The sequence below is a fragment of the Pigmentiphaga litoralis genome (assembly GCF_013408655.1).
Classification (GTDB): domain Bacteria; phylum Pseudomonadota; class Gammaproteobacteria; order Burkholderiales; family Burkholderiaceae_B; genus Pigmentiphaga; species Pigmentiphaga litoralis_A.
Map to the genome: position 1 here is coordinate 721,010 of NZ_JACCBP010000002.1, position 25,936 is coordinate 746,945.

The window sequence follows — 25,936 nt, forward strand, 5'->3', positions numbered from 1 at the left end:
GCGCGACTTTTCTTTCATCTTTAAGGATCCCTCATGGCAGTCAACAAACAACACAAGGAATTCCACGCGATCGATCTGCAAGGTGGCTGGGAAACGCCGCCGGGGTATCCGCCCGGTGTCGACGTGCACCAGAAGATCCTGGCCGGCGGACTCGATGAATCGAACAAGCAGGGCTCGCAGACGCGGCTGCTCAAGTTCGGCCCCGGCGTGTTCACCACCAAGCCGTTCGTGCATGACTACTGGGAAGAGGTCTACCTGGTGTCGGGCGACCTGACGGTAGGCAATGACGAGCAGGGCCAAGGCGGCGAGCCCTTCAGCCCCAACACCTATGCCTGCCGCCCGCCCGGCGCGGTGCATGGCCCGTTCAAGTCACAGAACGGCTGCATGCTGCTCGAGATCCACTACTACGATCCGGCATGATGACCCGCGCGTCCGATCTTGGGGCGGGCGGCTCGCTCGACGCCCTGCGCGCCGACCTTGCCGCCGGACGCACGACGTCGCGGGCGCTGGTCGAGACCTGTCTTGACCGTGCCGGTACGGGCGAAGGGCCGCGTGTGTACCTGCGTGTCGACGCCGACGCGGCACGCTTCGCCGCCGATGCGGCGGACCGCTTGCGCCGCGAAGGCATCGAGCCATCGCCGTACGCGGGCATCCCGATATCGGTCAAGGACCTGTTCGATATCGGCGGGCAGATCACCACGGCAGGGTCCCGCGTGCTGGCCGACGCCGCGCCCGCAGCGTGCGATGCGGGTGCGGTCGCGCGATTGAAAGCGGCGGGGTTCGTGGTGATCGGCCGCACGCAGATGACCGAGTTCGCCTATTCGGGGCTGGGCCTGAATCCGCATGACCGCGCGCCGGCCAATCCCTTCGATCGCGAGGTGGGACGTATCCCTGGGGGATCGTCGTCGGGGGCCGCCGTGTCCGTGACGGATGGCATGGCGGCGGCGGGCCTCGGGACGGACACGGGCGGGTCCTGCCGGATTCCCGCGGCGCTGACCGGCCTGGTGGGCTTCAAGCCCACCGCGTCGCGCATGCCGTCGGAAGGGGTGTTTCCGTTGTCGACCAGTCTGGATTCGGTCGGCACGCTCGCGCCGACCGTGACCTGTTGCGCGATGCTGGACCGCGTGCTGGCCGGGGAAGCGCTACGTCCGTTGGCCGGAACCTCATTGCGCCGCTTGCGTATTGGCGTACCGCAAACGGTGGTGCTGGACGGACTGGACGCACACGTTGCCGCCGCATTTTCCCGCGCGCTGACACGCTTGTCGGGTGCAGGCGCGCAGATCATCGATCTGCCGATGACCGAATTTGCCGAGCTGGCCGCCATCAATGCCAAGGGTGGCCTGGCTGCCGCGGAGGCCTATGCCTTGCACGCGGCCTTGCTTGCCGCCCGGGGCGATGAGTACGATCCGCGCGTCCGGGTGCGCATTGAAAAAGGCGCATCGCATACGGCCGCGGAATACCTGGCGGTGCAGGCCGCACGCAGGGACTGGATCATGCGCGTGTCGCGACAGATCGACAGCGTGGACGTGGTGGTGTGCCCGACAGTGCCGACGATTGCGCCCACGTTTGCCGAACTGGAAGACGATGACGCATTTGGCCGCATCAACCTGGCCATGCTGCGCAACCCGACGTTTGCCAACTTCCTGGATGGCTGCTCGGTATCAATACCGTGCCATCGTGCTGGCGACGCACCGGTCGGGCTGATGCTGATGCAGCGGGGCGGCCAGGACGAACGAGTGCTGTCGATCGCCCGCGCCATGGAAGCCGCGCTGACGGGGCACGGGGACTGACCTCCGGGTGTACGCCCCCCGCCCCCCGCCCCCCTGCTCATGAACGCCCTCAGGCGTCCGCCTTCACCACCATCTTCCCGAAGTTCTTGCCTTCGAGCAGACCGATGAAGGCCTGGGGCGCGTTCTCCAGGCCGTCGACAAGGTGTTCGCGGTACTTGATCTTCCCCTGCGCGACCCATTCGCCCATCTGCTGCGCGAATTCGCCGTAGCGGTTGCCGTAAGAGTCAAAGATGATGAAGCCCTGGATGCGGATGCTGCGGGTCAGGATGTCGCGCAGCATCTGCGGGCGCAGGTCAGGCGTGGGCGCGGCGTCGGCGGTGGGCACCTGGCTGTATTGCGCGATCAGGCCGCAGACGGGCACGCGGGCATGGCGGTTCAGCAGCGGCCAGACAGCCTCGAACACCTTGCCGCCCACGTTCTCGTAATACACGTCGATGCCGTCGGGGCAGGCGGTGGCCAGGCGTCCGGCCAGATCCGGTTCGCGATGGTCCAGACAAGCATCGAAGCCCAGGTCGCGCACGGCGTACTGGCACTTGGCCGCGCCGCCTGCAATACCCACAACCCGGCAGCCCTTCAATTTGGCGATCTGGCCGACGTTCGCGCCCACGGCGCCGGTGGCCGCCGCGACCACGACGGTCTCGCCGGGCTGGGGATTGCCGATGTCGAGCAGGCCCATGTAGGCGGTAAATCCGGGCATGCCCAGCACCCCGAGCGCCCAGGACGGATGTTGCAGGTTGTCGGGCAGGCGCATCAGGTCCTTGCCGTTCGACACCGCGTAGTCCTGCCAGCCATTGTTGGCGAGCAGCAATTCGCCTGGCTGAAAGTCGGCATGGTTGGATCGGACCACTTCGGCCACTGTGCCGCCAACCATGACGGCGCCCACGGCGACCGACGGCGCGTAGGATTTGGCGTCGCTCATCCGGCCACGCATGTAGGGGTCGAGCGACAGGTAGCGGGTGCGAAGCAGCACTTCGCCGTCACCGGGCTCGGGTACCGGACCGTATTCCAGCCGGAAGTCGAGCAGGGTAGGGGCGCCGACCGGGCGTCGCGCCAGGACGATGCGGCGATTGGTGTCGGGAGAGGCGTTCATCGGGGTCTCCTTGTTGGAAGGGCGGGCACGAATGATGCTGCTGACTACGTTCTCCGGCGTGATCGCAACGCCGTCTTTGACACGAAGGAGCCACCATGACTACTACCGTACAACCGAAACAGTCGACGCCCAAGGAAATGAACCCTGAGCATGACCTGAACCTCGATCGTGAACGCGAACAGCAGATCGTGGATCGTATCAACGACAAGAATACCTCGGCCGACTATGGCAGCCGTTCCGGGCGCACCAACAAGACGTCGGGCAGCGGCATCGATATCGCCGGCCCGGGCGGCAAATAAGCCGCTGATCATTTCGGGACCAGCAAGGGGTAGGGATTGACCGCCCCGTTGCGGGTGTACACCCCGTAATGCAGATGGTGGGGCGTGCCGCGCGCATTGCCGGTGTTCCCCACGAATCCCAATACCGTGCCGACGTCGATACGCTGTCCGGCACGGACATTCGCGTACGCGTTTAGGTGCGCGTAGTAATGGCGCTGGCCACCCGGCCCCATCACCCACACCACCTTCCCACCCAGCGAATTGGTGCCGACCCGCGTCACGATGCCTTCGGTCGAGGCAATGACGGGTGTGTCGACGCGCGCGAAGATATCGATGCCTTCGTGACGGCGTCCGCCACTGCGTGCGCCGCCCCAGGAGTCTCGCAGGTTGGCCGGACGCACGCCTTTGACGGGGACGGCGACCTGCTCGGGCGCGGGCATGCGCAGCAGGCGGTAGGTATAAATGGGGAGTTCAAGCGCGTGTTCGATCACCGGCCAGCCAAACCAGGCGGTCAGCGCAAGCAGCAAGGGAAAGATGAAGCCGCGCCGGGTAGCGCGCGCCGGGGGCGCAGAATGACCCGCGAGTTCCATGTGCGATCCAGAAGACACCATCCAGGTTCGACCGGACGGAGGCGCCAAGGTTCGGCGGCCACGGCCAGCCGATGCTAGAAGTCGCTGTTCGGTGGCTGGCTCAGGTCCACGACCCGCAGGAGCGCCAGGCGGTCCCGAAGGATCCGGTACACCTCATAGTCGAAGTCGGGCCGGCCACTGTCGAGCAATGCCCAGAGCCCCTCATCCTGATACGCCGTGCCCAGAAAGTGCCAGTTGTTGATCACGTGAATGGCATGCCCTTCCCGAATGCCGATCGCGCCGGCATAGGGCCAGTCGGCGGTCACGTCGGTGGCCCGGCGGCCGCGCCGATTGTGGCGGGGCGCCAGCCGCTGCACCATTTCCATTTCATGCAACAGCGCACCGATGGCGCCGCCGGTTTCCTTCCAGTCGATGTGCCGCGTCTGTTCCGCCATCCGCACGGCTTTCGCCGGCGCGCCCGCCACCTTGAAATGCGCGAGCACCTTGCTGCGGATGTTGTCGGCCCGGCCGACGAACAGGGGCTCGCGCTGATCGCCATACAGCACGTACACGCCATGCGCATCGGGCAGCACGTCCGGCAACGCCGGGTCCAGGTAGTCGGGCAAGCGCACACGCGCCGACAGCACGTCGGCAATGCCCTGGATATGCTCGGCCGGAAACTCGCCGTGGATGGATTGCCAGAACTGCCACACCAGCTTGGCGTCGCCCAGCGCGCGGTGGCGATCCTGTTCCGCAATCACCAGGCTGTGCCGCTCGATCAATGAGTCGAGGTTATGGCGCCGGTGCTCGGGATACAGCCGCCGCGACAGCCGCACGGTGCACAGCACGCCGGGCCGGAAGGGCATGCCGACGCGTTCGAATTCCGCCCGCAGAAAGCCGTAATCGAAGCGCGCGTTGTGGGCGATGAACAGGCAGCCTTGCAGCCGTTCGGCCACTTCGGCGGCCACATCGGCGAACGGCGGCGCACTGCGCACCATCTCATTCGAGATGCCGGTCAATGACTGGATCATCGGCGGGATGGGCCGACCGGGATTCACGAGCCGGTGCCATTCATTCACGCCGGTTTCGTCGACGCGCACGATGCCGATTTCGGTGATGCGGTCAAAGGCAGCGGTGGTGCCCGTGGTTTCAAGGTCGACGAAGGCTAGGGGGAGGGACATCAGGGAAGGCAAGAAGGACAGAGGAAGGTGCGGCAGGGGTCCAGTCTACCAAGTGGGGCCGGAAGGCGATCATGCAAGGGACACTGTGGCCACCCTCCCGCAATCGGGTTATCCCTTGGCACCCGAGGCCCAACCTGTCTGGAAAGGCGGACATTGCCGCCAGGTCGATTCCGGAATCCTGCACAGGCTTGCGAAGATCGCGTCAGCACCTGCCGCGCCCAACCGCGCAGCCGTTGGTCTTGCCGCCATTCTTCACGGATTCTCGCGCGATGGCACGACCATTGCTTTGCCTCCCCGCAGTCTGACGAGCGGGGCGACTCACGGCATCGTCCCCGCCGACCTGCGGTACCGCCGTATCCATAACAGCAAATAGAAGTCCAGGAGATTGGGATGAGACAGCACCAACACACGCAACGGCGCGGCTTCACGCGGGGCCAGACCCTGCTGGCCACGGGGATCGCCAGCCTGTTCCTCGCCGGTTGCGGCGGCAGCGACGATTCGGATACGCCCGCGCAATCCCTGCGCGTCAGCACCGTGTCCTCGATGCCCGAGTACGTGAGCGGCGGCGACGCCTTGGTCGAGATCGCACCACCCGCCGGCGCGACCGGCACGCCCGTCGTGACACTCGATGGCCGCGACGTTTCGACCGCCTTCAAGGCCACCTCCACCGGCACCTACCTGGGCAAGGTCGAAGGCATGGCGGTGGGCGAACATACGCTGGCCGCCCGGATGGGCGAGGCGACCGGATCGTTAACACTGACCAACTATCCCGTGACCGGCCCGATGATTTCGGGTCCGCATGAATCGCCGTACGTGTGCGCCACCGCCACCTTCGCGGGCATCCCCGTGGGCAGCACCGGCCTGGGCAATCCGCTGGACGCCAACTGCTCGGTGCCGACCCGCGTCACGTACGTGTATCGCAGCACCGCCGCGGGCCGTCCGGTCGTGGCCTGGGCGCCACCGACCACCGGCATCCCGACGGCAACGCCGGTCTATCCGGCCGACATGGAATTCCTGGTGATGGATGGCACCAACAAGCGCGTGCCGTACCTGGTGCGTGTCGAGACCGGCACCATCAACCGCAGTATCTATCAGTCGATCATTCTGCATGACCCCCTGACCGAACCCGCACCCAGCCCCACCACCCGTCCGGCCAACTGGAACGGCAAGCTGATGTATCCGCTGGGCGGCGGCTGCCAGGGCGGCTGGTACATGCAAGGCAACAACGTGTCGCTGTCGATCAACGACACGTGGTTCAAGCGCGGCTATGCGGCCGTCACGTCCACGCTCAACACCTTCGGCACGAACTGCAACGACCTGCTGTCGTCCGAAACCGTGGCCATGACCAAGGAACGTTTTACCGAAGCCTATGGCAAGCCGACCTACACCATCGGCACCGGCGGATCGGGCGGCGCATACCAGAGCTACCAGACTTCCGACAATTACCCTGGCCTCTTTGACGGCATCATCGTGAACTCGGTGTTCCCCGACGTGACCACGGCCACCATCTTCAAGATCTTCGATTCGCGCCTGCTCAACAACTACTTCAACACCGGCGGGCGTCCGTTCACGGTCGATCAGCGCAAGGCCATTTCCGGCTATCTGCAGGTCGGCCAGATCGCGAACATGAGCGGCAGCGCGGCGCGCCTGGATCCGGTCGTGTCCTTCCCGGCCGGTTTCCCGAACGAACTGAAGTACAACCCGACGACCAATCCGACCGGCACCCGCGCCACCGTGTACGACCACACGGTCAACGTGTACGGCAAGGATGCCCGCGGTTTCGCCCAGCGCCCGATCGACAACGTGGGGGTGCAGTACGGCCTGAAAGCCATGCTGGCCGGCGCGATCACGGTGGACGACTTCCTGGACCTGAACGCGCGCATTGGCGGTTTGGACCCGGATATGAAGCCGCAGGCGGCGCGCACGTCGGGTGACCTGGGCGCGATCCGCCGGGCCTACCAGTCGGGCCGGATCCTGAACGGGGGCGGGGGCCTGGCCACCACGGCCATCATCGACCGCCGCGATTACTTCGATGACGCGGTCAATGGCGACATCCACCAGAAGATCCACTCGTACTCGGTGCGTGAACGCCTGACCAAGGCCAACGGCAACTTCGACAACCATGTCATCGTCGGTCCGGGCAACATCCTTGACGACACGCTGGGGCTGATGGACACGTGGCTGTCGGGCATGCTGGCCGACACGACGGCAGCCGCCAAGCGCGACAAGCTGATCAAGGCACGGCCCGCCGCCCTGGTGGACGCATGCTGGATCGGCACGACCAAGGTGATCGAGCCTTCGACCGCCGCGGGCGCCGGGCAGTGCAACACCGCCTATCCGGCCGGCACCACGCCGCGCCTGGTAGCCGGTGGCCCGCTGGCCGACGATATCGTCAAGTGCCAACTCAAGCCGGTCAACCTGGCCGACTACGCGCCGATCACGTTCACCGATGCCCAGGCCGCCGCATTGCGCGCGACCTTCGCTACCGGTGTGTGCGACTGGAGCAAGCCGGGTGTGGAACAGCAGGCGCTGAAGTCGACCTGGGCATCGTTCGGCCCGTCGAAGAAGAACCTGGTGTTCGACATCACCAACCCGACCGCAACGCCTTGAGCCTGCTCACGCGCTGAGCTGACGGCCAAGGCCCCGGCCTGGTGTCTCCATCATGATAAATTCCGCGGGAGGTTGAATGCCCATCCCTCCCGACATGCATGGAGACACCTTGCCCGGGGCCCCGCCGTCGATGTCCTTGCGCCGCCGCCTGATCACGGGCGGCCTTTCCGCACTCCTGATCGCCACCGGTGTCGTGCTGGCGTACCTGTGGGGCGAGCAGACGGGTGTGCGCGCGTTGCGCCAGACCATGGCGCACCGGCTGGATGTGTATGCCGTGGGGCTGCACAGCGAACTGACGCGCTACGACTACCTGCCGGGCATCCTGTCCTTGAACAAGGATGTGATCGCGCTGCTGCAATCGCCCGATGACACCGTCATGCTGGACCGGGTCAACCGCTATCTGCATACCGTCAATCAAAAAGCCGGATCGTCCGACATCTATGTGATGAACATGGAAGGACTGACCCTGGCCGCCAGCAACTGGAACGCCGCGAACAGTTTCGTCGGCAAGAATTTTTCGTATCGCCCGTACTTCACCGATGCGGTGAAGGGCCTGCCGGGCCGCTTCTATGGCATTGGCACCGTCAGCCAGGCGCCGGGCTATTACTTCTCTTACGGCATCTATCGCGACAACCGCATGGCGGGCGTCGCCGCCCTCAAGGTCGACCTCGACAAGCTCGACGATGCCTGGCTGCGCGCCGATGAACGGGTCGTGGTCGTGGATGAAAACGGCATCGTGTTCCTGACATCCGTGCCCGACTGGAAGTTCAAGGCGCTGGCGCCGTTGAGCGCGAGCACGCAGGCCAGGCTCGCCCTGACGCGCCAATACCATCTGGCTGGCGAGCCCGGGCCGATCGGCCTGAACGAAGTGCGGGTGCTGGCCGACGACGCCAGCATCGTGCGGGGCGGGCCGGCCGACCCCTTGTACCTGGCGCAAAGCCGGCCTATCCCTGGCACGGGCTGGAAGCTGATCGTGCTGTCCGACATGGGGCCGATTCGCGCCCGCGCGCGCATCAGTGCGATCAGCGTCGCCTTCGCACTGGCCTTCCTGGGCATCAGCGCGCTGTATATCCGGCAGCGCCGCCGCGCGATCGCGCAGAACGTGGCCGCGAAAGAAGCGCTGCAACGGGCGCATGATGAACTGGAACGCAAGGTGGCGCTGCGCACCGGCGACCTGAGCAACGCCAATTTGCATTTGCAGACCGAGATCGCGGAGCGCAAACGGGCCGAGGTGGTGTTGAAGGCGGCCATGGAAGAGCTGGTGCAGGCCGGCAAGATGGCCGCGCTTGGCCAGATGTCGGCCGGCGTCACGCATGAACTGAACCAGCCGCTGGCCGCACTGCGCACGCTGTCCGACAACGCGATCGTGCTGCTGCAGCGGGGCCAGACGATCGAGGTCGAAGCCAATCTTGAGCTCATCAGTGACCTGATCACACGTATGGGCAAGATCACCGGGCAACTGAAGAAGTTCGCGCGCAAGTCGCCAGCGGAACTGCGCCCGACTTCGGTCAGCACGGTGATTGCCGACGCCGTGTTCCTGATGGGGCAACGTTTTCGGGAAGCCCACGCCGACCTGGACACGTCCGATGTGCCGTCTGACATGCATGCGTATTGCGACGCCAATCGGCTGGAACAGGTGTTCGTCAATCTGTTGGGCAACGCATTGGATTCGATGGCGCAGTCCGACCCGCGGGTGGTGACGGTGTCGGCGCGGGAGGACGGGCCGGTGGTGCGTATCGCCGTGCGCGACCGCGGCGCGGGCATTGCGCCCGAGCATCTGCCACGGCTGTTCGAACCCTTCTTCACCACCAAAGAGCAGGGCGCCGGCCTGGGGCTGGGCCTGGCGATCTCGGCCGGCATCGTGCGCGAATTTGGCGGTACGCTAAAAGCCCGCAACCATCCGGACGGCGGCGCCGAATTTGTCATACAGTTGCGATCTGCAACTATCGAGGAAAGCGCGGATGCATGACAACCTGACCGTCCTGTTCGTCGAAGACGACCCTGCGGTGCGACTGGGTGGCAAGCAGGCGCTGCAGCTGGCCGGCCTGACCGTGCAGGTGTTCGAGTCGGCCGAACAGGTCGCGCGCCATATCGTCCCGGGCATGCCCGCCGTGCTGGTCACCGACGTCAAGATGGCCGGCATGGATGGCATGGCCTTGCTGCGCCATGCGCTGCAGATCGACGCCAGCCTGCCCGTGATCCTGGTGACGGGGCATGGCGATATCTCGATGGCGGTGGAAGCCATGCGGCTGGGCGCCTACGACTTCATCGAAAAGCCGTTTTCATCCGAACACCTGACCGAGGTCGTGCATCGCGCGCTGGATAAACGCAGCCTGACGCTGGAGGTGCAAACCCTGCGCCAGCAATTGGCGAACCGGCAGGCGATCGAGTCCCTGATCCTGGGCCGATCGCCCGCGGTCGAGACCCTGCGCCGCACGATTCTTGACCTGGCCGACACCGATGCCGACGTGCTGATCGTGGGCGAGACGGGCACGGGCAAGGAACTGGTGGCGCGTTGCCTGCACGACTACAGCGCGCGCCGCGACCAGCACTTTGCCGCGCTCAATTGCGGGGGCATGCCCGAGTCGCTGTTCGAAAGCGAGGTGTTCGGCCACGAGGCGGGCGCATTCACGGGCGCGGCCAAACGCCGCATCGGCAAAATCGAATACGCGCAGGGCGGCACGCTGTTCCTGGACGAAATCGAAACCATGCCGATGGTGCTGCAGATCAAGCTGCTGCGCACCTTGCAGGAACGCAGCTTTGAACGGCTGGGCTCGAACGACCCCTTGCCCATGACGAGCCGGGTCGTGGCCGCCACCAAGGCCGACCTGCTGGCCCTTGCAGCGCGAGATGGCTTTCGTGCCGACTTGTATTACCGCCTGAGCGTGGCCGTGCTCGAACTGCCGCCCCTGCGCGAGCGGCGCGAAGATATCCCGCAGCTGTTCGAACACTTCCTGATGCAGGGCGCGCTGCGCTACGGCCGCGATGTGCCGACCGTATCGAGCGCCCTGATGGGCGAGCTGATGTCGCAGACCTGGCCGGGCAACGTGCGCGAACTGCGCAATGCCGCCGACCGGTATGTGCTGGGTCTGCTCAAGGACAAGACGTCGCTGCCCGCGTCCACGCCGTCCCGGTCGCTGGATGAACAGGTGTCCCTGTTCGAGCGCCACCTGATCGAAGATGCGCTCAAGTCCTGTGCGGGCAGGGCGACCGCCGCAAGTGAGCTGCTGGGCATGCCGCGCAAGACGCTGTACGACAAGATGCACCGGCTGGGACTCAGCACCGACGCCTTCAAGGCCTGACGGCGGGTTGGAAGGCGATCGCAGCAGATATCGGCACGATGTCATCGCATTGTCATGCGTTTGTAAGTTGCGTCAGGGTTAATCCGCACACTGCACTTTTGACAACGTAGGTGCGTCGCGTTAGAATCATTCGAGTTGAAATGATTCGACGCAACAAGATTTGACTCAAACAGGTTCGACCCAGATGGACCAGCCCACCTCGCATTCCCCCAGCAGTTACGACTTGCGCATCCTGCGTGCCTTGCGCCGCATCACGCGCAACGTCGCCCTGCATTCCAAGCAGCTGGCGGCGTACAGCCACATCACGGCGCCGCAACTGGTTTGCCTGTTGGCGGTGATCGAATCCGGTCCCGTCACGGCCACCGCGCTCAGCCGCCTAATCAGTGTCAGCCCCAGCACGGTGGTCGGGATCCTGGATCGCCTGGAAGACAAACAGCTGATCCGCCGCGAACGCAGCCGGGAAGACCGCCGTACGGTGTTCATCACGGCCACCGATCCAGGGCGGACACTGGCTGCCGAAGCCCCGTCGCCCTTGCAAAAGACGCTGGCCGACGCGTTGAACGCCTTGCCCGAACTGGAGCAGGCCACGATCACGCTGTCGCTGGAACGCATCGTCGACCTGATGGAGGCCCGCCAGGCGGACCCGTCGCCGTTGCTCGATATCAATGCATCGGAAAATTCACCGGAGTCCGGCCTGGCGGTTTGACCTCGGCCACATGAACCACGCCGGTTGCCCAAGGCTGCCGGCGGCAAAGAAAGAGGAGGATCACGGTCTGAACGCGATAGACACGACCCCCGTCCCCGCAGTACCCACGTCAGCCACCCTGGCCACGCCGCCAGGCTGCCGTTTCAGGAAGCCCGAGTTGTCCGACGGCGCGGCCATCCAGCAGTTGATCCAGGATGCTCCGCCGCTCGATGTGAATTCGACCTACGCGTATCTGCTCCTCTGCCTTCATTTCCGCGACACCTGTGTGGTCGCGGAACGGAACGGTCAATTGGCGGGTTTCATCTCCGCCTACGTGCCCCCCCGACATCCCGATGTGCTCTTCGTGTGGCAGGTTGCCGTGCATCCGTCGGCGCGCGGCCAGCGCCTGGGCGCGGCCATGCTGACCGAGCTTCTGGCGCGCGATGCCGCAGCGCTGGTGCGGTATGTCGAGACGACCGTTTCCCCCGATAACGCCGCGTCGCGCCGCATGTTCGCGCGACTGGCCACTGACCTGAACGCGCCGCTTGATGAGCAGGCGCTGTTTCCACCCACTTTGTTTGGGGGGGCCGATCACGACGACGAACGACTGTTGCGGATCGGTCCGTTTTGACCAAGGCCAGGTACGCCATGTACCTGTCCCGGCGCCATGCCGGGTTCGCCGAACGTTGTTTTCAATACGCAAGACAGAAGGGATAACCGATGGATCTCAATATTTTCGACCGCCTAGAATCCGAAGTGCGCGGCTATGTGCGCTCGTTTCCGGTGGTGTTCAGCAAGGCAAAAGGCTCATTGCTGTTCGACGAAGAAGGCAAGCAATACATCGATCTGTTCGCCGGTGCGGGCACCTTGAACTACGGCCACAACAACGACGTCTTGAAGCAGCCCCTGCTCGACTACGTTGCCTCCGATGGCGTGGTGCACGGCCTGGACATGGCCACCTCTGCCAAGAAAGCGTTTCTCGAGACCTTCGAGCGCGTGATTCTCAAGCCGCGCAACATGCAGTACTCGATGCAGTTCACCGGGCCGACCGGCACCAATGCCGTTGAAGCCGCGCTCAAGCTGGCCCGCAAGGTCAAGCAGCGCCAGAACATCGTGTCGTTCACGCACGGCTTCCACGGCGTCAGCGGCGGCTCGCTCGCCATGACCGCCAATTCCAAATACCGTGATGCGGCCGGCGTCAGCCTGGCCAATACCGCCTTCATTCCGTACGACGGCTACTTCGGTCCGGACGTCGACACCATGTCCTACTTCGAGCGCATGCTGGAAGACCGCAGCAGCGGCCTGGACGCGCCTGCCGCCGTGATCGTCGAAACGGTGCAAGGCGAAGGCGGCGTCAACGTCGCCACGCAGCGCTGGCTCAAAGAACTGCAGCGCCTGTGCCGCCGCCACGACATGCTGCTGATCATCGACGACATCCAGGTCGGCTGCGGCCGCACCGGCACTTTCTTCAGCTTTGAAGCCGCCGGCATCGAGCCCGACCTGATCACGCTGTCCAAGTCCCTGAGCGGCTTCGGCCTGCCCATGGCCATGGTGCTGATCAAGCCCGAACTGGACATCTGGAAGCCCGGCGAACACAACGGCACGTTCCGTGGCAACAACCTGGCCTTCGTGACCGCGGCCAAGGCGCTGGAAACCTACTGGGCCGACGACCGCTTCACGCAGAGCATTGCCGGCAAGGCGACCCTGCTGCGCGACTTCCTGGAAAACATGGTGCACAGCCATCCGGCAGCGGGCTTGTCGGTGCGGGGCCGTGGCCTGATCCAGGGCCTGGTCAGCGACATTCCGGGCTTCAGCAACAAGGTAGCCGCGCAGGCGTTCAAGCATGGCGTGGTGATCGAGACCTCGGGCGCGAACGACGAAGTGCTCAAGTTCCTGCCCGCATTGACCATTGAAGAAGTGCAATTGCGCCAGGCGCTGGACGTGCTGGATCGCAGCGTGGCCGAGGTTGTGGCCGCCCAGCCCGAGCAGAAACAGGCCAATGCCCGCGTGATCAAATTTGGAGGGAAAGCACGATGATCGTCAGAAACATGAAGGATATCGTTGGCACCGACAACGAAGTGTCGACCGACACGTGGACCAGCCGCCGCGTGTTGCTCAAGCAGGACGGGATGGGTTTCTCGTTTCACGAGACCATCATCTTCCCGGGAACCGAGACCCACATTTGGTACAAGAATCACGTCGAAGCCGTGTTCTGCATCGAGGGTGACGGAGAAATCGAAACGGTGGCCGACGGCAAGAAGTATGCGTTGGGACCGGGCGTGGTCTACGCGTTGAACGACAACGACGAACATTACCTGCGAGGCGGCAAGGAGCCGCTGCGGGTGATCTGCGTGTTCAACCCGCCACTGACCGGCAAGGAAGTGCATGACGCCGACGGCGTCTACCCCCTGCCCGAAGCCGAGGCCGCCTGATTTTTCCCGCTTTCCTTCTTTACGGAGACGATATTGATTACCCCAGCACGAGATAGATATGCGAGCCGTTCGGATCGCGGCGCGGCGATTGTCCAGCGACACGATCCGGTGGTGTACGGCCGCCCCGACGATGCCCCTGCGTCGGGACTGGATACGACGCAACTGGCGTCGTACGAGCGCGATGGTTTCATCATGCTCAAGAACTTCTTTTCCGCCCAGGAAACCGCGGCGCTGATGCACGAAGTGCAGCGCCTGACCGTCGACCCCGCCATCCGCCGCCGCGAAGAAGCGATTACCGAACGCGGCAGCGATGCCGTGCGGTCGGTGTTCATGGTGCACAAGCTGAGCAAGGTGCTGGCGCGCCTGTCGCAAGACATGCGGCTGGTGAATATCGCGCGGCAGATCCTCGGGTCGGACGTGTACATCCACCAGTCGCGCGCGAACATCAAGCCGGGTTTCAAGGGCAAGGAGTTCTATTGGCATTCGGATTTCGAGACGTGGCATGTGGAAGATGGCATGCCGGCGATGCGGGCGCTGAGTTGTTCGGTGCTGTTGACGGACAACAATGCGAGCAATGGCCCGCTGATGGTGATGCCCGGTTCGCACAAGCAGTTCGTGTCGTGCGTGGGCGAGACGCCCGAGGAGCATTACAAGGCGTCGTTGAAGAAGCAGGAGTACGGCGTGCCGGATACGTTGAGCCTGAAGCTGCTGGCGGACCAGGGGGGCGTGGAGACGCTGATGGGGCCGGCCGGGTCGGTGGTGTTTTTCGATTGCAATACGATGCACGGTTCCAATTCCAACATTTCGCCGTCGCCACGATCCAACGTGTTCATGGTCTACAACTCGGTGGACAACGCGTTGGGGTCCCCGAAGTTCGGGCTGACTCCACGGCCTGAGTTCATCGCCACGCGCGAGAGCTTTGCGGCGATCAAGCCGGTGGAGCCTGGGTATTTGCGGGCGGTGGGGAAGTAAGGGATTCTTGATCGCCGTCGCTTTGGGTTCTTGCGGCCGGCTTCTTGGGTCTGTCGTTGATGTCGAGTTCTAGCGGCGGGGTTCTTGGTGCTGCCGTGGTTATCGAGTTCTTGCGCGGCCGCCGCGGGGGCTCGCGTTGGAAGGCCGAGCTCGCTGGGTCCCGGCCTACGCCGGGCCTGGGCTTAGCAAAGCCTCCCAACGCGAGCCCCCGCGCCGGCCTTTGTGCGTCTTGCATTCGCGTGCCGCGCGGTGTCTTGGTGCGAGCATCGGGTATGTGGTGAGATGCTTGATGCCATGCTGCGCCCGTGGCATCCAGATGCCGCCACGTAATATCCCCCCTCCACCCCACCTACAGTGCGGATCCCTCCATGCATGCCACCTTGTTCGTGCGAACAGGGACGGAGCGGACAGTCCCCTGGGGAGGTACTTGCAATGCAAGGCCCGGCGTAGGCCGGGACTTCGCGAGCTCGGCCTTCCCAGGGGACTGTCCGCTCCGGCCGGGCTCCAAGCACCAAACTCTTCCAATCCCAAACCGAACCCCAATAAGTTATAAACCCCGTCTCACACAGCACTTTTGGACCCCCCCTTATGCAACGCGTCATGCTTCGCGCCAAGATCCACCGTGTCGCGGTGACCCAGGCGGATTTGAATTACGAAGGTTCCTGCGGTATCGACGAAGACTTCCTCGACGCCGCCGACATGAAAGAGTACGAACGGATCGAGCTCTACAACATCAACAACGGCGAGCGCTTCTCCACCTACGTCATCAAAGGCAAGCGCGGGTCCGGCGAAATATCGTTGAATGGCGCGGCGGCACGGCGGGCGCAGATCGGGGATCTGATGATCATCTGCACCTACGGCCCGATGAACGAAGAAGAGGCCCATGCCCACAAGCCGAAGGTGATCCTGGTCGACGAAAACAATCGCATCAAGGAAATCATCGAGAAAAACTCGAACGGCTGATTGTTCCTGACCGCCGCCAACCGCCGCTGATCGGCCATGTTGCCCAACCTCCTTCTCTTCCTGGCGGCCTCGCTGGCCGTCACGATCGCGCCGGGGCCTGACAACGTGCAGGTGCTGGCGCGGGCCATGAGCCAGGGCAGGGCGGCGGGGGTGGCGGCGGCGTTGGGGTTTGCGTCCGGATGCGTCTTTCATACGACGCTGGCCGTGGTGGGCATCGCCGCGGTATTGCGCGCGTCGCCCATGGCGTTCGACGCTATCAAGCTGGCCGGCGCCGCTTACCTGATGTGGCTGGGCGTGCAGGCGCTGCGCAGCCGCGGCGGGCTGTCGGTAGGCGGGCCGGGTGGGTCGGGCGCGCCCGTGTCGCGGTGGCGCATTTTTCGCCAGAGCGTCCTGGCGAACATGATGAACCCCAAGGTCACCCTGTTTTTTCTGGTCTTCCTGCCCCAGTTCGTGAACCCGTGGCTGGGGCATCCCGACGGCCAGATGGCGATCCTGGGCGCGGTGTTTGCCGTCCAGACGGCCGTGGTGTTCGGCGCGATCGCGTGGGGCGCGGGCTATGTGGGCGAGTGGCTGCAGCGCCGGCCCGGCGCCGCCGTGTGGCTGGATCGCCTGGCCGGGGTGGTATTCCTGTTGCTGGCGCTGCGGATCGTGTGGTCGTCTTGATGGATGGCGGGGAATGATCCTGACAGGACGGCGCATCGGCTGGCATCAGCACCAGGCGCGTCCTGCCGCCTGGCCGCCTTCCCGACTTGACCGCTATTCCTTTCGATACCAGTCCTGCAACGCCGTCTCCACCGTCGGATAGGCCAATTTCACTCGTAACTCGTTGACCAGTCGCCCGTTCATCAACCGGCGCGACTCGTTCATGAAGGACCACATGGCCGGGCTGACCGCGGCCTTGACCTCGTCGGCCGACTGCCGGGGGGGACGGGGCAGGCCGGCGGCATCCGCCACCGCATCGAAATAATCCCCCATCGACAATTCCTGGCCGTCCGCCGCGTGCACGACGCGTTGCGACTTGCCGCGCCACAGGGCCGCGATCACGCAGCGGGCCAGGTCGTGGATCTCGATGTGATTGGTAAAGACGTCTTCCGATGGATGCAGCCGGGGCATCGCGCGTTGCAGGCGTTCCAGCGGCAGGCGGTCCGGCCCGTAGATGCCCGGGATCCGCAGAATCGTGCTGCGCCAGGGGGCGACGTCGGCCTGACATCCGCGCGCCAGCCGGGCCCGGTCCGGTCCCAGGGCGCGCCACGTTGTTTCGGCGCTGACCCGCCGGCGGGCGCGGTCGGTTTGCGGACGGGCAGGGCGCGTCTCGTCGATCCGTGCGCCCCCGACATTGCCGTACACGCCCGACGTGCTGGCGTACACCAGACGCTGCGCGGGCCGGCCCCCCAGGTGTTGCTGCGACGCCCATTGCCGCGGCGCCCCCGGCCGCCGCGCACCGGTCCAGGCGGGTTTGGCTACAATCAGGGCGTGTTGCAGGTGGCGCTGTCCGCTGCAAGGCTGTGAAGACCGGCTCATGCTGGCGCGCAGCCGGGCCGCAGGCCGACGCAGCACCGTGGCCAATCCGGCCGACCGGGTATCCTCGGGCCCCTGCGAAGGCGGCGGCGCCAGCATCAGGGTCCAGTCGGCCAACCCGCGCAGTCGTGCCAGGCTGCGTGGTTGATCCAGGTCCCCCACCAGCGGAACCACACCGGCGCGCCGCAAGTCGCCGGCGCGTTCCGGATGCGAGGTCAAGGCGAATACCCGCAGGCGCCCGGCCAGTTGCGCCAGCACATGCATGCCGGTGTCGCCACAGCCGACGATCAGCAGGCGCGGCTTTCCGAGGCGGGCTGGACGTGGGGAAAAAACGTGCGTTCCGGCTGAAGTCGGTCCGGGTTTCATAGAACTTCCATTTTTAGGATCCAGGTGATGAGTCATCAGGTCACCGTACTGCCGAGCGGCCATCAATTCGCAGTCGAAGCCGGCCAGACCGTGCTCGACGCGGCCCTCCAGGCAGGCGTCATGTTGCCCTATAGCTGTAAGAATGGCGCTTGCTCATCGTGCAAGGGCAAGATTACTGCAGGCGAGGTTGAGCTCGGCCCGCACCAGTCCGCGTCGCTGACGCCGGACGAGATCGCGCGCGGCATGTCGCTGTTCTGTGTGGCCAAGCCCCAGACCGACCTGACGATCGAGATCCGCGAAGTGCAGGGCATCGGCGACATCCCGATCAAGAAGCTGCCGTGCCGCGTCCAGAGCATCGAGAAGGTGGCGCCCGACGTCGTCATCCTGAAGTTGCAACTGCCTGCGACCGAAAAGCTGCGCTTCAACGCCGGCCAGTACATCGAAGTCATTCTGAAAGATGGCCGCCGCCGCAGCTATTCGCTGGCCAGCGCGCCGCACGAAGAAGGCGCGCTTGAACTGCACGTGCGGCATCTGCCCGGCGGCGCGTTCACCGACCACGTGTTCGGCGCGGGCGCCACGCAAATGAAAGAGCGCGAAATCATGCGCTTCGAAGGCCCGTTCGGGTCCTTCTTCCTGCGTGAAGATTCCGACAAGCCCATCGTCATGGTCGCCAGCGGCACCGGCTTTGCTCCCATTCGCGCCATGGTCGAGCACATCAAGGCCAAGGGCATCACCCGCCCGGTCACCCTGTATTGGGGCGGCCGCCGTCCGCACGACCTGTATTCCGACGCCATGGCCAAGGGCTGGGCGCAGGAACTGCCCAACTTCACCTACGTGCCGGTAATTTCGAACGCGCTGCCCGACGACAACTGGACCGGCCGCACGGGCTTCGTGCACCGCGCCGTGCTGGAAGACTTCAAGGACCTGTCGGGCTACCAGGTGTATGCCTGCGGCGCACCGATCGTGGTCGAGTCGGCCGGGCGTGATTTCGGCGCCGAAGCCGGTCTGCCGTTCGATGAGTTTTATGCGGATTCGTTTACCTCTGAAGCAGACATTGCAGCAAACACGGTGTAAGGTTTCCTACCCGACCCAGTCGGTTCTTGTTGTGTTTTTTGCCCGTCCGGGCACCTTAGGAGTTTGAGTCATGGAATTCGGCCAGTTCAACGTCAACGCCCTCATGGAGATCACGCAGCGCCCGGAAATCGTGTTCGTCCGAGGGCAGGGGTCGTGGCTCGAAGACCATGCGGGCAAGCGCTATCTCGACTTCATCCAGGGCTGGGCCGTCAACACCCTGGGCCACTGCCCGCCGGAAATCATTGCCGCGCTGGACAAGCAGGCGCGCACGCTGATCAACCCGTCGCCCGCCTTCTACAACCAGCCCATGGTGGAACTGGCCGAACGCCTGACCAGTGCATCGTGTTTCGACCGCGTGTTCTTTGCGAACAGCGGCGCCGAAGCCAACGAAGGCGCGATCAAGCTCGCGCGCAAGTGGGGCCAGGTCAACAAGAACGGCGCATTCAAGATCATTACGTTCGACCACAGCTTCCACGGCCGCACCTTGACGACCATGTCGGCGTCGGGCAAGCCGGGCTGGAGCACCATCTTCGCGCCCCAGGTCGAAGGTTTCCCCAAGGCCGACCTGAACGACATCGCGTCGGTCGAAGCCCTGGTCGATGACCAGACGGTCGCCATCATGCTCGAACCCGTCCAGGGCGAAGGCGGCGTGATTCCTGCCACCCAGGAATTCATGCAGGGCCTGCGCCAGCTGGCCGACAAGCACAAGCTGCTGCTGATCGTCGACGAAGTCCAGACCGGCATGGGCCGCACCGGATCGCTGTTCGCCTATCAGCAGTTCGGCATCACCCCCGACATCATGACGCTCGCCAAGGGCATCGGCGGCGGCGCGCCGCTTGCGGCACTCCTGGCGCGCCAGGACGTGTGCGTATTCAAGCATGGCGATCAGGGCGGCACCTACAACGGCAACCCGCTCATGACCGCCGTCGGCATCGCGGTGTTCGACGCGGTGACGGCGCCGGGCTTCCTGGAAGGCGTCAACGCGCGCGGCAAGCAGCTGTCGGACGGCCTGTTGCAGCTGTCCGAAAAGTACGGCATGAAGGGCGAGCGCGGCATGGGCCTGCTTCGCGCCCTGAAGCTCGGCACCGACCATGGCCCCGCCATCGTCGAAGCCGCGCGTGACCAGAACCCCGAAGGCCTGCTGCTCAACGCCCCCCGCCCGAACCTGCTGCGTTTCATGCCCGCGCTGAACGTCAGCGCCGAGGACATGGACAGCATGCTGAAGCAGCTGGATGTGCTGGTGGAGCGGATCTGCAAGTAAGCTGCTCTGGGTGAAAAAGGAAACGCGTCCTGAGGGACGCGTTTTTTTTGCCTTCGGATCGTGCTGGCCCACGAGAGCAACGCGATGTTTGTCGCCGCATCGTGGGTGGATAGGGATGTCCTGGTGCCCCCTGATCGCGCGAATCCCCAGCTTCCCTCATTCGGCCTTTGCTACCGGCTGGCCGAGCATGGCCGATGCGGGTGGAGCGGGGACGAGGACGAAGGCGTCGCCTTCGGGCTTTGACACATAGCCGCTACCTGCCAGGATCGCGTCGAGTGCGGCCTGGGGGGCGTGCTGCCCTTTAAGTCCGGGGCTGGTCAGGCCATTGAGCTTGGCAGCATCGAAAGACACGCGAACCCCTGCTTGCTGCGAAAACGCCTGCAGCACCTGTGGCAGGGTGCCCGACGGGATGTTGTAGCTGCGGCTTTCGGCGGCGGCCACCCGAGCTGCCGGAGCGGGGGTGACGGTGTCGGCCAGCGCGGTGGTGGTCCAGGCCGTGGCGGCCAGGGCGACCGACAGGGCCAAGGCGGGGAAGGCACGGCGAAGGGTCGGGCGCGCCAGCGTGGAGTGATTGACGAGGGTGTTCATGAGCGTCTCCCAGCAAAAGTTGCCCCGTGACAGCCGGGGTCTATGCTGAAAAAAGTAGCACGGCCGTGGCCGGCACACCGTCTGCAATTGCCATCTGTTACCGCGGGCAAGCTGCCAGGCGCGGCAGACTGCAGCCTGTCATTGTCGGGCCGTGCAATGCGGACGGGCCGCGGGCGTGGGTGTCACACCTCGCCTCCTACGGCGTGGCAGGTGTCCCGTCAACGTCTATGCCCCCTACGGCGCGACAGGTGTTCCGTCCACATCCTCACCCAGATACGCTGCGCGCACCTTGGGATCATCCAGCATCCCCTTGGCGTCGCCGGCCATCGTGATCACGCCGGACTCCATCACGTAACCGCGATCCGCCGCCATCAGCGCAAGCCGGGCATTTTGCTCGACCAGCAGCATCGTGACGCCTTCTGCGGCGATCTCGCGGATAACTTCAAAGATCTTGTCGACCATGATGGGCGCCAAACCCATTGACGGTTCGTCCAGCAGCAACAGCTTGGGCTGGCTCATCATGGCGCGGGCCATCGCCAGCATCTGCTGTTCGCCGCCCGACATCGTGCCTGCCAGCTGGGTGGCGCGTTCCTTCAGGCGCGGGAACAGCGTGAACATGCGGTCGACATCGCGCGTGATCTGCGCCTTGTCGTTGCGCAGATAGGCGCCCATCTGCAAGTTCTCGATGATCGTCATGCGCGCGAACACGCCGCGGCCTTCAGGGATCATTACCAGCCCATCGGCCACGCGCTGGTCGGTGCGTCGGCCTTTCAGCGGCGAGCCAAAATAGGTGATCTCGCCGCGCAAGGGTGTCAACGAACCGGCAATGGCATTGAGCGTGGTGGTCTTGCCGGCGCCATTGGCGCCGATCAGCGTGACCAGCTCGCCCTTGCGGATCTGCAGGTCGATGCCTTTGACAGCCTGGATGCCACCATAGGCAACCTGCAGGCCAGCGATGTCCAGGACGAGATCCGGGGTGGTGGCCGGGGTGGTATTTGACGCCAGGTCTGAAGCGATATCCTTCACGGCGTCCCCTGTTGGCCGGTGCCCAGATAGGCAGTAATGACAGCAGGATCGCTTTGCACCTGCGCCGGGGTGCCTTCGGCGATCCGCTTGCCGTAGTCCAGCACCGTCACGCGATTGCACAGTCCCATCACCAGCTTCACGTCGTGTTCGATCAGCAAAATGGTGCGGCCGTCGCTGCGGATGTGGTCCAGCAGGTCGCGCAGGCCGACCTTTTCGGTTGCGTTCATGCCGGCGGCGGGTTCGTCCAGCGCCAGCAGTTTGGGATCGGTGGCCAGGGCGCGCGCGATTTCCAGCCGGCGCTGGTCGCCATAGGACAGGGTCCGGGCACGGAAGTCGGCGTAATGCGCGATTTTGACGTATTCCAGCAGTTCCATGGCCCGTTCACGGATGGCGGCTTCTTCACGCCGCACCCCGGGGGTACGCAGGATCGCGCCCCACAACCCGGCACGGGTGCGAACGTGGCGGCCGACCATCACGTTTTCCAGGGCGGTCATGTCGCCAAACAGACGAATGTTCTGGAAGGTCCGGGCGATGCCCGCCTGGGCGACTTCGTGCACGGCGGATGGCGTGTACGGCTGGCCGCCCAGCTCGAAGCTACCGGAATCGGCCTGGTATAGCCCGGTAATCACATTGAAGAAAGTCGTCTTGCCGGCGCCGTTGGGTCCGATCAGGCCGTAGATCTGGCCTTGCTGGATTTCCATGCCCACGTCCGACAAGGCCTGCAGGCCGCCAAACCGCTTGTTGATGTTGGCGACTCTGAGCAAAGGCGCGCTCATAGACTGTTCACCGTATCGTTGGCTTGCGCCGCCTTGGGCACCGCCCGGCCAACGCCATGCAGCGGCGCAGGCCACAGGCCCTTGGGCCGGAACAGCATGACCAGCACCATGGCCAGGCCAAAGATCAGCGTCCGGCCGACTTCGGCGTCCAGGATGGCGCCGCCCGGGCCAAGAATGGCCTCCTGCACCGGCACGATGAAGTGCCGCAGGAATTCGGGCAGGCCCGCCAGCAGGAGGGCGCCCAGGATCACGCCGGGCACATGGCCCATGCCGCCCAGGACCACCATCGCCAGCACCACGATCGATTCCATCAGGGTGAACGATTCCGGACTCACAAAGCCCTGGAAGGCCGCGAACAGCGCGCCCGCCACACCGCCAAAGGACGCGCCCATGGCAAAGGCTAGCAGCTTCAGGTTGCGGGTGTTGATGCCCATGGCCTTGGCCGCGACTTCGTCTTCACGGATGGCAACCCAGGCGCGGCCGATGCGCGAGTTCTGCAGGCGCAGGCAGATCACCAGAATGACCAGCGCCAGCGCCACGAACAGGTAGTAATAGGCGGTCAGTCCGGAAATGGAAAAGCCAAAGATCTCGACCATGCCCCGGCTGCCGCGTTGACCCGCCAGCGACGTGCCAAACAGGCTGATCGGGTCGATGCGCGAGATGCCTTGCGGACCATTCGTGATGTTGAGTGGCGCGTTCAGGTTGTTCATGAAGATCCGGACGATCTCGCCGAATCCCAGGGTGACGATTGCCAGGTAATCACCGCGCAGCTTCAGGGTCGGGGCGCCCAGCAGCACGCCGAACAAGGCGGCCACGGCGGCGCACAGCGGAAGCACCAGCCACACGGACATGTGCAGGCCGTCGGGGAACATCTGTGCGATCCACTCGAAGTTCTGGACCAGGTGGGGCGACGCCAGCAGCGCGTACAGATAGGCGCCCACGGCATAGAAGGCGATGTAGCCCAGGTCCAGCAGGCCGGCAAATCCCACCACGATATTGAGCCCCAGCGCCAGGATCACGTACAGCAGCGCCATGTCCAGGATACGGATCCAGCTGTTGCCGAACGATCCCATGATCCACGGCAGGGCGATGACCAGCACGCCGAACGCGCCCAGCCACAGTTGTCGTTTGCGATCGTCGGTCATGCGCGGTCCGCCACCCGTTCACCCATCAGGCCCGACGGCCGGATGGTCAGCACCAGAATCAGCACGATGAAGGCGAAGATGTCCTGGTAATGGCTGCCCAGGAAGCCGCCGGTCAGGTCGCCGATGTAGCCCGCGCCCAAGGATTCCACCAGCCCCAGCAACAAGCCCCCGAGCATGGCCCCGTACAGGTTCCCGATGCCGCCCAGCACTGCGGCCGTAAAGGCCTTCAGTCCGGGCAGGAAGCCCATGTAGAAGTGCGTGACGGCATAGTTGGCGGCCAGCATGACCCCTGCCAGCGCGGCCAGCGCGGCGCCCAGCGCAAACGTCATCACGATGATGTGGTTGGAGTTCACGCCCATCAGCGCGGCCACTTTGGGGTTTTCAGCCGTAGCCCGCATCGCCCGGCCCAGCCGGGTGCGCTCGACCAGCAGCGTCAGGCCCAGCATGGCCAGCGCCGCGATCACCAGGATGCCGATCTGGGTGGGTGTGACCAATGCGCCGCCCACGTTGATGGAGTCATTGGGCAGCAGGTTGGGGAACTGATGGTATTCGCGGCCGAACACGATCATCGCCATGGTCTGCAACATGATCGAGATGCCGATCGCGGTGATCAGCGGCGCCAAGCGCGGCGCGTTGCGCAAGGGCCGGTAGGCGATCCGTTCGATCAGGACGTTGACGATGATGCAGGTCGGTATCGCGGCGGCCAGGCCAGCCAGCAGCACCAGCGGGCCGGGCAGGTCGGGAAAGGTCGTCATGACCCAACGGACCGTGACCATGGCCGTCATGGCGCCCACCATCAACACGTCGCCGTGGGCGAAGTTGATGAGTTGCAGGATGCCGTAGACCATCGTGTAGCCCAGTGCGACCAGCGCGTAGACGCTGCCCAGGACGAGGCCATTCAAGATTTGCTGAAGTAGGGTTTCCAAGCGGGTTCCTTGCGTTGGCGTCAGCATAACCGTTGGCACGCGGCATGACGAGTCACGGACGGGTCTAGAATGTCGGCGCAAGGCGGCCGCCTTACGTGGTTCACATCCAGCGGTCCGCATCCAGGAGTCAGGATGAGAGTTGTTGTACTTGGCAGTGGCATTATCGGCACTGCCAGCGCATGGTGGCTGAACCGGGCGGGGCATGACGTGACTGTCGTCGACCGGCAATTCGGCCCGGCGCAAGAGACCAGCTTCGGCAATGGAGGCCAGATTTCTGTCTCGTATGCCGAGCCATGGGCCAATCCCGATGCCCCCCTGAAGATCTTGAAGTGGCTGACCCAGCCCGACGCGCCGCTGCTGTTCCGGCCGCGCGCCGACATCCATCAATGGTTGTGGGCCTTCGCTTTTCTGCGCGAATGCCTGCCGGGCCGGCTGCCCGTGAACATCCGCGCCCTGGTCAGCCTGGCCCAGTACAGCCGCGACACGCTGCAGGGCATGCGCCGCGAATTGGGCATCAGCTACGACCATCTGGAAAAGGGCATCCTGAATTTCTATCGCGACGACGCGCAGTTCGAAGCGTCGCAGAAGGCGGCCGACATGATGCGCGACGTGGGGGTCGACCGCCGCGTGCTGTCGACCGACGAGGTGCTGGCCATCGAGCCGGCGCTGGCCGCGCACCGGCAGGCGATCGTGGGGGGCGACTACACGGCCGCCGATGAAAGCGGGGATGTCCACCTGTTTACGCAGCAACTGGCCGACAAGGCGAAGCTGGCGGGGGTGCGTTTTCGCTTCCTGACCCAGGCCACACGGCTGATTGCGGAAGGGGGGCGGGTTGTGGCAGTCGAAACCATCGACTCATCCGGCGCTTACGGTAAACTCGACGCCGACGTTTTTGTGGTGGCAGTAGGCAGTTACTCACCAGAGCTGGTGCGCCCGCTGGGCGTGCCTTGCCAGGTGTACCCCGCCAAGGGCTATTCGGCGACCTTTCCGGTCACCGACCCCCTCCGGGCGCCTGAAGTGAGCCTGACCGACAGCGCGCACAAGGTCGTGATTTCCCGTCTGGGCGACCGGCTGCGGGTGGCGGGCACGGCGGAACTCAATGGCTATTCCCGGGCGTTGAATCCGACGCGCTGCGAAGCCTTGACCCGCCTGACCCGCGAGCTGTTTCCCGGCGCGGTCGATTTCGACAAGGTGTCGTACTGGTCGGGCCTGCGGCCGCTCACCCCGTCTAACGTTCCGCTGATCGGGCGAACCAAATTGCCGAATCTCTATCTGAATACGGGCCATGGCACCCTTGGGTGGACCATGGGATGCGGTTCGGGCAGGGCGATTGCCGATCTGATCTCCGGGCGCCGTCCCGAGGTCGATTTCCCTTTTCTATAAC

General features: G+C 64.7%; 25 protein-coding genes. 16 read left to right on the plus strand and 9 right to left on the minus strand.

The features are described 5' to 3' along the window. Positions 1-33: 33 nt before the first annotated feature. Together HD883_RS23325 and HD883_RS23330 are read left to right on the plus strand one after the other, a co-directional pair. Positions 34-420 (plus strand): cupin, encoded by a 387-nt coding sequence (locus HD883_RS23325; protein ID WP_179589344.1) that lies wholly within the window; start codon positions 34-36, stop codon positions 418-420. Further along, complete coding sequence (locus HD883_RS23330; RefSeq protein WP_179589835.1) at positions 420-1,790, plus strand: amidase; 1,371 nt, start codon at positions 420-422, stop codon at positions 1,788-1,790. Before HD883_RS23325 ends, HD883_RS23330 begins: the two co-directional genes overlap by 1 nt. A 49-nt stretch (positions 1,791-1,839) precedes the next feature. Here HD883_RS23330 and HD883_RS23335 read toward each other — a convergent pair whose 3' ends face one another. Further along, on the minus strand, positions 1,840-2,880 hold the full coding sequence (locus HD883_RS23335) for an NADP-dependent oxidoreductase (RefSeq protein WP_179589345.1): 1,041 nt from the start codon (positions 2,878-2,880) through the stop codon (positions 1,840-1,842). 95 nt (positions 2,881-2,975) lie between these two features. Between HD883_RS23335 and HD883_RS23340 the strand changes: the two genes are divergently transcribed. Further along, complete coding sequence (locus HD883_RS23340) at positions 2,976-3,179, plus strand: hypothetical protein (RefSeq protein WP_179589346.1); 204 nt, start codon at positions 2,976-2,978, stop codon at positions 3,177-3,179. Between the two features lie 8 nt (positions 3,180-3,187). On the opposite strand, the gene HD883_RS23345 is transcribed toward HD883_RS23340, so the two are convergent. Further along, positions 3,188-3,748: a M23 family metallopeptidase gene (locus tag HD883_RS23345; RefSeq protein WP_179589347.1), complete on the minus strand. Its 561-nt coding sequence runs from the start codon at positions 3,746-3,748 to the stop codon at positions 3,188-3,190. Positions 3,749-3,822: 74 nt separating this feature from the next. Further along, positions 3,823-4,908 carry a 3'-5' exonuclease family protein gene (locus HD883_RS23350; protein WP_179589348.1) on the minus strand — a complete coding sequence of 362 codons (1,086 nt, stop codon included), beginning with the start codon at positions 4,906-4,908 and terminating at the stop codon, positions 3,823-3,825. A gap of 390 nt (positions 4,909-5,298) precedes the next feature. On the opposite strand from HD883_RS23350, the gene HD883_RS23355 reads away from it, so the two are divergent. The 10 genes from HD883_RS23355 (at position 5,299) to HD883_RS23400 (ending at position 16,535) form a co-directional block, all read left to right on the plus strand. Further along, positions 5,299-7,518, plus strand: coding sequence for a DUF6351 family protein (locus HD883_RS23355; RefSeq protein WP_179589349.1), 2,220 nt, complete (start codon positions 5,299-5,301; stop codon positions 7,516-7,518). A 76-nt stretch (positions 7,519-7,594) separates the two neighbouring features. Further along, on the plus strand, positions 7,595-9,487 hold the full coding sequence (locus HD883_RS23360; protein ID WP_179589350.1) for a sensor histidine kinase: 1,893 nt from the start codon (positions 7,595-7,597) through the stop codon (positions 9,485-9,487). After that, the gene (locus HD883_RS23365) at positions 9,480-10,820 is read left to right on the plus strand and encodes a sigma-54-dependent transcriptional regulator (RefSeq protein WP_179589351.1); all 1,341 of its coding nucleotides are present in this window, start codon (positions 9,480-9,482) and stop codon (positions 10,818-10,820) included. The genes HD883_RS23360 and HD883_RS23365 overlap by 8 nt, the downstream gene beginning before the upstream one ends. Before the next feature lie 184 nt (positions 10,821-11,004). Further along, entirely contained in the window at positions 11,005-11,526 is a 522-nt protein-coding gene (locus tag HD883_RS23370) for a MarR family winged helix-turn-helix transcriptional regulator (protein WP_179589352.1), read from the plus strand. 10 nt (positions 11,527-11,536) lie between these two features. Then, on the plus strand, positions 11,537-12,136 hold the full coding sequence (gene ectA, locus HD883_RS23375; protein WP_179589353.1) for a diaminobutyrate acetyltransferase: 600 nt from the start codon (positions 11,537-11,539) through the stop codon (positions 12,134-12,136). An 89-nt stretch (positions 12,137-12,225) separates the two neighbouring features. Beyond that, a complete protein-coding gene (gene ectB / locus HD883_RS23380; protein WP_179589354.1) occupies positions 12,226-13,542 on the plus strand; it encodes a diaminobutyrate--2-oxoglutarate transaminase in 1,317 nt (438 codons plus the stop codon). After that, positions 13,539-13,937 (plus strand): ectoine synthase, encoded by a 399-nt coding sequence (locus tag HD883_RS23385; RefSeq protein WP_179589355.1) that lies wholly within the window; start codon positions 13,539-13,541, stop codon positions 13,935-13,937. Before ectB ends, HD883_RS23385 begins: the two co-directional genes overlap by 4 nt. A 33-nt stretch (positions 13,938-13,970) precedes the next feature. Then, the gene (gene thpD, locus HD883_RS23390; RefSeq protein ID WP_179589356.1) at positions 13,971-14,909 is read left to right on the plus strand and encodes an ectoine hydroxylase; all 939 of its coding nucleotides are present in this window, start codon (positions 13,971-13,973) and stop codon (positions 14,907-14,909) included. A 588-nt stretch (positions 14,910-15,497) separates the two neighbouring features. Beyond that, positions 15,498-15,872: an aspartate 1-decarboxylase gene (gene panD, locus HD883_RS23395; RefSeq protein WP_179589357.1), complete on the plus strand. Its 375-nt coding sequence runs from the start codon at positions 15,498-15,500 to the stop codon at positions 15,870-15,872. 39 nt (positions 15,873-15,911) lie between these two features. After that, the gene (locus HD883_RS23400) at positions 15,912-16,535 is read left to right on the plus strand and encodes a LysE family translocator (protein WP_179589837.1); all 624 of its coding nucleotides are present in this window, start codon (positions 15,912-15,914) and stop codon (positions 16,533-16,535) included. Between the two features lie 93 nt (positions 16,536-16,628). Here HD883_RS23400 and HD883_RS23405 read toward each other — a convergent pair whose 3' ends face one another. Next, a complete protein-coding gene (locus HD883_RS23405) occupies positions 16,629-17,654 on the minus strand; it encodes an SDR family NAD(P)-dependent oxidoreductase (RefSeq protein WP_257022610.1) in 1,026 nt (341 codons plus the stop codon). A gap of 129 nt (positions 17,655-17,783) precedes the next feature. Between HD883_RS23405 and HD883_RS23410 the strand changes: the two genes are divergently transcribed. Both HD883_RS23410 and HD883_RS23415 read left to right on the plus strand, forming a co-directional pair. After that, the gene (locus HD883_RS23410) at positions 17,784-18,830 is read left to right on the plus strand and encodes a CDP-6-deoxy-delta-3,4-glucoseen reductase (RefSeq protein WP_179589359.1); all 1,047 of its coding nucleotides are present in this window, start codon (positions 17,784-17,786) and stop codon (positions 18,828-18,830) included. A gap of 70 nt (positions 18,831-18,900) precedes the next feature. Beyond that, the gene (locus tag HD883_RS23415) at positions 18,901-20,091 is read left to right on the plus strand and encodes an acetylornithine transaminase (protein ID WP_179589360.1); all 1,191 of its coding nucleotides are present in this window, start codon (positions 18,901-18,903) and stop codon (positions 20,089-20,091) included. 156 nt (positions 20,092-20,247) lie between these two features. Here HD883_RS23415 and HD883_RS23420 read toward each other — a convergent pair whose 3' ends face one another. The 5 genes from HD883_RS23420 to HD883_RS23440 all read right to left on the minus strand — a co-directional run bounded on the left by HD883_RS23420 (position 20,248) and on the right by HD883_RS23440 (position 24,552). Next, positions 20,248-20,679: an STN domain-containing protein gene (locus HD883_RS23420; RefSeq protein WP_179589361.1), complete on the minus strand. Its 432-nt coding sequence runs from the start codon at positions 20,677-20,679 to the stop codon at positions 20,248-20,250. 234 nt (positions 20,680-20,913) lie between these two features. After that, positions 20,914-21,684: an ABC transporter ATP-binding protein gene (locus HD883_RS23425; protein WP_179589839.1), complete on the minus strand. Its 771-nt coding sequence runs from the start codon at positions 21,682-21,684 to the stop codon at positions 20,914-20,916. A 17-nt stretch (positions 21,685-21,701) separates the two neighbouring features. Next, positions 21,702-22,481, minus strand: coding sequence for an ABC transporter ATP-binding protein (locus HD883_RS23430; protein WP_179589362.1), 780 nt, complete (start codon positions 22,479-22,481; stop codon positions 21,702-21,704). Continuing rightward, a complete protein-coding gene (locus HD883_RS23435; RefSeq protein WP_179589363.1) occupies positions 22,478-23,626 on the minus strand; it encodes an ABC transporter permease subunit in 1,149 nt (382 codons plus the stop codon). The genes HD883_RS23430 and HD883_RS23435 overlap by 4 nt, the downstream gene beginning before the upstream one ends. Further along, positions 23,623-24,552 (minus strand): branched-chain amino acid ABC transporter permease, encoded by a 930-nt coding sequence (locus HD883_RS23440; protein WP_179589364.1) that lies wholly within the window; start codon positions 24,550-24,552, stop codon positions 23,623-23,625. The genes HD883_RS23435 and HD883_RS23440 overlap by 4 nt, the downstream gene beginning before the upstream one ends. Before the next feature lie 132 nt (positions 24,553-24,684). Here HD883_RS23440 and HD883_RS23445 point away from each other — a divergent pair, with 132 nt between their 5' ends. Then, positions 24,685-25,935, plus strand: a complete 1,251-nt coding sequence (locus HD883_RS23445; protein ID WP_179589365.1) for a D-amino acid dehydrogenase — start codon at positions 24,685-24,687, stop codon at positions 25,933-25,935. Position 25,936: the final 1 nt, after the last annotated feature.

Bases quoted from the DNA above. Each gene is read 5' to 3' on its own strand.
- HD883_RS23355 (WP_179589349.1), top strand. From the start codon at position 5,299: ATGAGACAGCACCAACACACGCAACGGCGCGGCTTCACGCGGGGCCAG.
- HD883_RS23330 (WP_179589835.1), top strand. From the start codon at position 420: ATGACCCGCGCGTCCGATCTTGGGGCGGGCGGCTCGCTCGACGCCCTG.
- HD883_RS23370 (WP_179589352.1), top strand. From the start codon at position 11,005: ATGGACCAGCCCACCTCGCATTCCCCCAGCAGTTACGACTTGCGCATC.
- HD883_RS23365 (WP_179589351.1), top strand. From the start codon at position 9,480: ATGCATGACAACCTGACCGTCCTGTTCGTCGAAGACGACCCTGCGGTG.
- HD883_RS23360 (WP_179589350.1), top strand. From the start codon at position 7,595: ATGCCCATCCCTCCCGACATGCATGGAGACACCTTGCCCGGGGCCCCG.
- HD883_RS23340 (WP_179589346.1), top strand. From the start codon at position 2,976: ATGACTACTACCGTACAACCGAAACAGTCGACGCCCAAGGAAATGAAC.
- HD883_RS23430 (WP_179589362.1), bottom strand. From the start codon at position 22,481: ATGAGCGCGCCTTTGCTCAGAGTCGCCAACATCAACAAGCGGTTTGGC.
- HD883_RS23445 (WP_179589365.1), top strand. From the start codon at position 24,685: ATGAGAGTTGTTGTACTTGGCAGTGGCATTATCGGCACTGCCAGCGCA.
- HD883_RS23350 (WP_179589348.1), bottom strand. From the start codon at position 4,908: ATGTCCCTCCCCCTAGCCTTCGTCGACCTTGAAACCACGGGCACCACC.
- HD883_RS23405 (WP_257022610.1), bottom strand. From the start codon at position 17,654: ATGCATGTGCTGGCGCAACTGGCCGGGCGCCTGCGGGTATTCGCCTTG.
- ectA (WP_179589353.1), top strand. From the start codon at position 11,537: ATGAACCACGCCGGTTGCCCAAGGCTGCCGGCGGCAAAGAAAGAGGAG.
- HD883_RS23335 (WP_179589345.1), bottom strand. From the start codon at position 2,880: ATGAACGCCTCTCCCGACACCAATCGCCGCATCGTCCTGGCGCGACGC.
- HD883_RS23420 (WP_179589361.1), bottom strand. From the start codon at position 20,679: ATGAACACCCTCGTCAATCACTCCACGCTGGCGCGCCCGACCCTTCGC.
- HD883_RS23415 (WP_179589360.1), top strand. From the start codon at position 18,901: ATGGAATTCGGCCAGTTCAACGTCAACGCCCTCATGGAGATCACGCAG.
- HD883_RS23325 (WP_179589344.1), top strand. From the start codon at position 34: ATGGCAGTCAACAAACAACACAAGGAATTCCACGCGATCGATCTGCAA.
- HD883_RS23435 (WP_179589363.1), bottom strand. From the start codon at position 23,626: ATGACCGACGATCGCAAACGACAACTGTGGCTGGGCGCGTTCGGCGTG.
- ectB (WP_179589354.1), top strand. From the start codon at position 12,226: ATGGATCTCAATATTTTCGACCGCCTAGAATCCGAAGTGCGCGGCTAT.
- HD883_RS23385 (WP_179589355.1), top strand. From the start codon at position 13,539: ATGATCGTCAGAAACATGAAGGATATCGTTGGCACCGACAACGAAGTG.
- HD883_RS23345 (WP_179589347.1), bottom strand. From the start codon at position 3,748: ATGGAACTCGCGGGTCATTCTGCGCCCCCGGCGCGCGCTACCCGGCGC.
- HD883_RS23410 (WP_179589359.1), top strand. From the start codon at position 17,784: ATGAGTCATCAGGTCACCGTACTGCCGAGCGGCCATCAATTCGCAGTC.
- panD (WP_179589357.1), top strand. From the start codon at position 15,498: ATGCAACGCGTCATGCTTCGCGCCAAGATCCACCGTGTCGCGGTGACC.